At 36.8% G+C, this 3,049-nt stretch carries 6 protein-coding genes; 5 read left to right on the top strand and 1 reads right to left on the bottom strand.

Annotated features, from left to right (window positions below; genetic code table 11):
• A partial coding sequence (locus LE179_RS06435; protein WP_374129548.1) for a DNA-directed RNA polymerase subunit alpha C-terminal domain-containing protein occupies window positions 1–120 on the bottom strand: 120 nt, incomplete at its 3' end.
• A gap of 52 nt (window positions 121–172) precedes the next feature.
• On the opposite strand from LE179_RS06435, the gene rpmJ reads away from it, so the two are divergent.
• The 5 genes from rpmJ to LE179_RS06410 all read left to right on the top strand — a co-directional run bounded on the left by rpmJ (window position 173) and on the right by LE179_RS06410 (window position 2,960).
• Window positions 173–286: a 50S ribosomal protein L36 gene (rpmJ, locus tag LE179_RS06430; protein ID WP_374129547.1), complete on the top strand. Its 114-nt coding sequence runs from the start codon at window positions 173–175 to the stop codon at window positions 284–286.
• 89 nt (window positions 287–375) lie between these two features.
• Window positions 376–768 (top strand): 30S ribosomal protein S13, encoded by a 393-nt coding sequence (gene rpsM / locus LE179_RS06425; RefSeq protein WP_374129546.1) that lies wholly within the window; start codon window positions 376–378, stop codon window positions 766–768.
• Window positions 769–831: 63 nt separating this feature from the next.
• A complete protein-coding gene (rpsK, locus tag LE179_RS06420; protein ID WP_374129545.1) occupies window positions 832–1,224 on the top strand; it encodes a 30S ribosomal protein S11 in 393 nt (130 codons plus the stop codon).
• Between the two features lie 83 nt (window positions 1,225–1,307).
• Window positions 1,308–1,934 (top strand): 30S ribosomal protein S4, encoded by a 627-nt coding sequence (gene rpsD, locus LE179_RS06415; protein WP_374129544.1) that lies wholly within the window; start codon window positions 1,308–1,310, stop codon window positions 1,932–1,934.
• A gap of 39 nt (window positions 1,935–1,973) precedes the next feature.
• Entirely contained in the window at window positions 1,974–2,960 is a 987-nt protein-coding gene (locus LE179_RS06410) for a DNA-directed RNA polymerase subunit alpha (protein WP_374129543.1), read from the top strand.
• Window positions 2,961–3,049: the final 89 nt, after the last annotated feature.

Raw genomic sequence — 3,049 nt, 5'->3', positions numbered from 1 at the left:
CATTTTAACAAGGTCACCAATAGTCTCTATACCTGCATTCTTTAAACTATTCGAAGCCCTTCTTGAAAGATCCATAGCATCTATAGACTGACCTAACGCATCGTTTTTTTGTCGTTTTATGATATAATACTAAAGAATTGTCTATAAAAGATTAGAAATAATGGAGTATAAAATGAAAGTCAGAGCATCGGTAAAACCTATTTGTCAAAAGTGTAAAGTTGTAAAACGCAAAGGTGTAGTAAGAGTTGTATGTTTAGAGCCTAAGCATAAGCAGAGACAAGGATAAGTCGGTAAAGTTAAAAATGACAGGCCGAAAGTTTGTTATTTTAATTTTTTTGGATAAAAAAAGAAGCAAATAATCTGGAGGATAGATAAATGGCTCGTGTTGCCGGAGTAGATTTACCAAAGAATAAAAGGCTTGATATTGCGTTAAGATATATTTATGGAGTAGGGCCTGCTATATCAAACGAAATTATAGCGGAACTTTCATTGGATCCCGCTAAAAGAGTTAAAGATCTAACTGAAGAAGAAGTAAACAAAATAAACAATCTTATAACAAAAAGTTTAAAAGTTGAAGGAGATCTCAGAAGAGAAATCCAAGCAAATATTAAAAGACTTATAGAAATAGGAAGTTACAGAGGCTCTCGCCATAGAAGAAACCTTCCAGTAAGAGGGCAGAGATCTAAAACTAATGCGCGCACTAGGCGCGGTAAGAGAAAAACCGTAGGAGCAGGTAAGGCGGCTGTATCTCCTGGTAAGAAAGGTTAAGATTCAAACTTAATGTTTGTTAATTTAAAATTTATATATTTGTAAAACAAGAATGGAGGAAGTATGGCAGAAGAAAAGAAGACCGGCAGTTCTAAAAAGAGAAAATATACCGGCGGAGTAGCTAGAGCATATATATTGTCAACATTTAACAATACAATTGTTAATATAACTGATGAAAGAGGAAACACTTTGTCTTGGGCGTCTGCTGGAGGCTCAGGATTTAAAGGAACAAAAAAGGGTACGCCATTTGCGGCCCAGATGACTGCCGCTACAGTAGGTAAAAAGGCTATGGATATCGGCGTTAAAAGCGTTGCAGTTCTTGTAAATGGCCCAGGGCCAGGGAGAGAAACAGCTATAAGAGGTTTGCAGAGTTCAGGTCTTACAATAACTGCTATAAAAGATATTACACCTGTTCCTCACGACGGGTGTCGTCCTCCAAAACCAAGAAGAATATAACATTAGAAATGATGCCCGGCACAACGGCTGCTGTCGGACATTTATTTTAGATATAGAAAAACAACCTGGGAGGGTTTTAATAGATGTCACGCTATTTAGGTTCAGTATGTAAGTTATGTCGCCGTGAAAAAGAAAAGCTTTTTCTTAAAGGTGAAAGATGCTCAGCAAATTGTGCTCTTGATAAAAAAAGAGGCAAAAATGCTCCTGGGCAGCACGGAGCAGCGAGGGTAAAAATATCTGACTATGCAAAGCATTTGCGCGAGAAACAGAAAGCAAGAAGAGTTTACGGTTTAACTGAAGAGCAGTTTGTCCACTACTACAAGACGGCTGAAAAAATGAAAGGTTCCACCGGAGATAATTTACTTAAAATCCTGGAGCTTAGGCTTGATAATGTAGTATACCGTTTAGGGCTAGCCTCTTCTAAGAAAATGGCAAGACAAGTAATAAATCATGGGAATATTTTAGTAAACGGCAAAAAAATAGACTTACCTCGTTACCAAGTGAAAGCAGGCGATATTATAGCCGTGCCCGAGAAATACAAGGCAAACGCTGTTATAAAAAAATTAGTTGAAGGGAGTACTTCAAACGTTCCTGTTTGGTTGAATTTTGATAAAAATAAAATTGAGGGAACAATTGTAAGCGAACCTTTGGCGGGGGAAGCTTCCCATCCTATAAACAGCCAGCTTATAGTTGAATATTATTCAAAATAAACTAACAGCTGCAAAGCTTGTTAAGCGAGGTTATAAAGTATGAAAGCATTGGATTTAGAAAAATTACGTAAATTTACTTTAAACAAAAAAACCGCTAGTGAGTTCTATGGGCATTTTACTGCCGAACCTTTTGAGCGTGGCTATGGTCATACAATAGGTAATTCTTTGAGAAGAATCCTTCTTTCAAGCCTTGAGGGTTTTGCAATTTCTTCTGTAAGAATTACGGGTGCTGTGCACGAGTTTGCGGTTTTAAAAGGTATAAAAGAAGATGTATCGCAGATAGTTTTAAATTTAAAGAAGATAAGATTGAAGATGAACTCTGACGGCCCTGAGAGGTTATATTTAAAAGTAAAGAAAGAGGGGAAGGTAACTGCTAAAGATATTGAGAAAAACATCAATGTTGAGATAATGAATCCCGAACAAGAAATTGCAAATATAGACAAAGGGGCATCTATTGAAATAGAAATGGAAGTCACCAAAGGCAAGGGGTATGTTCTTGCCGAAGAAGCAAAAGCAGGCAAGTATCCCGTCGGCACGATATTTTTAGATGCTTTATATTCTCCTGTAACAAAAGTTAACTACGAAGTGGAAAATACACGTGTAGAACAGACTCTTAATTATGATAGGCTTGTTATGGAAATATGGACAGACGGATCAGTTTCCCCAAGAGACGCTTTGATAAAATCTGCAAAGATTTTGAGAAATAGACTTGTTATTTTTACTGATGAGCCTGTTGAGCTTGAAGATGTTGTTGCCAAAGATTCTGCTGGAAAGGTAGAAGATAATAGAAGGCAAAAAGACGGTGTTTTAGGTCAGTCTATAGATGCTATGGATCTTTCAAGAAGGGCTTCGAATAGTTTAAAGAATGCAGGTATAGAGACTATTGGTGACCTTGTTAAAATGAGAGAAGATGATTTAATGAACTTTGATAAGTTCGGAAAACGTACATTTGAGGAAATTAAGAGTAGACTTCAAGAATTAAATTTATCTCTTGGAACGGAGTTAAAAAATGATAAAAACTTATAATGGAAGCAAATTGGGGGTAACTAGTTCTCATAAAAAAGCCATGCTTCGCAATTTGGCTGCCCAATTATTTCTGGCTGCCCAATTATTTC

Origin of the sequence: Candidatus Endomicrobiellum agilis, from assembly GCF_020328115.1 — a bacterium.
GTDB lineage: Bacteria > Elusimicrobiota > Endomicrobiia > Endomicrobiales > Endomicrobiaceae > Endomicrobiellum > Endomicrobiellum agilis.
Note: the sequence above shows the minus strand (reverse complement) of the source record. Positions and strands in the feature narration are given on the sequence as shown.

Bases quoted from the DNA above. Each gene is read 5' to 3' on its own strand.
- rpmJ (WP_374129547.1), top strand. From the start codon at position 173: ATGAAAGTCAGAGCATCGGTAAAACCTATTTGTCAAAAGTGTAAAGTT.
- rpsM (WP_374129546.1), top strand. From the start codon at position 376: ATGGCTCGTGTTGCCGGAGTAGATTTACCAAAGAATAAAAGGCTTGAT.
- rpsK (WP_374129545.1), top strand. From the start codon at position 832: ATGGCAGAAGAAAAGAAGACCGGCAGTTCTAAAAAGAGAAAATATACC.
- rpsD (WP_374129544.1), top strand. From the start codon at position 1,308: ATGTCACGCTATTTAGGTTCAGTATGTAAGTTATGTCGCCGTGAAAAA.
- LE179_RS06410 (WP_374129543.1), top strand. From the start codon at position 1,974: ATGAAAGCATTGGATTTAGAAAAATTACGTAAATTTACTTTAAACAAA.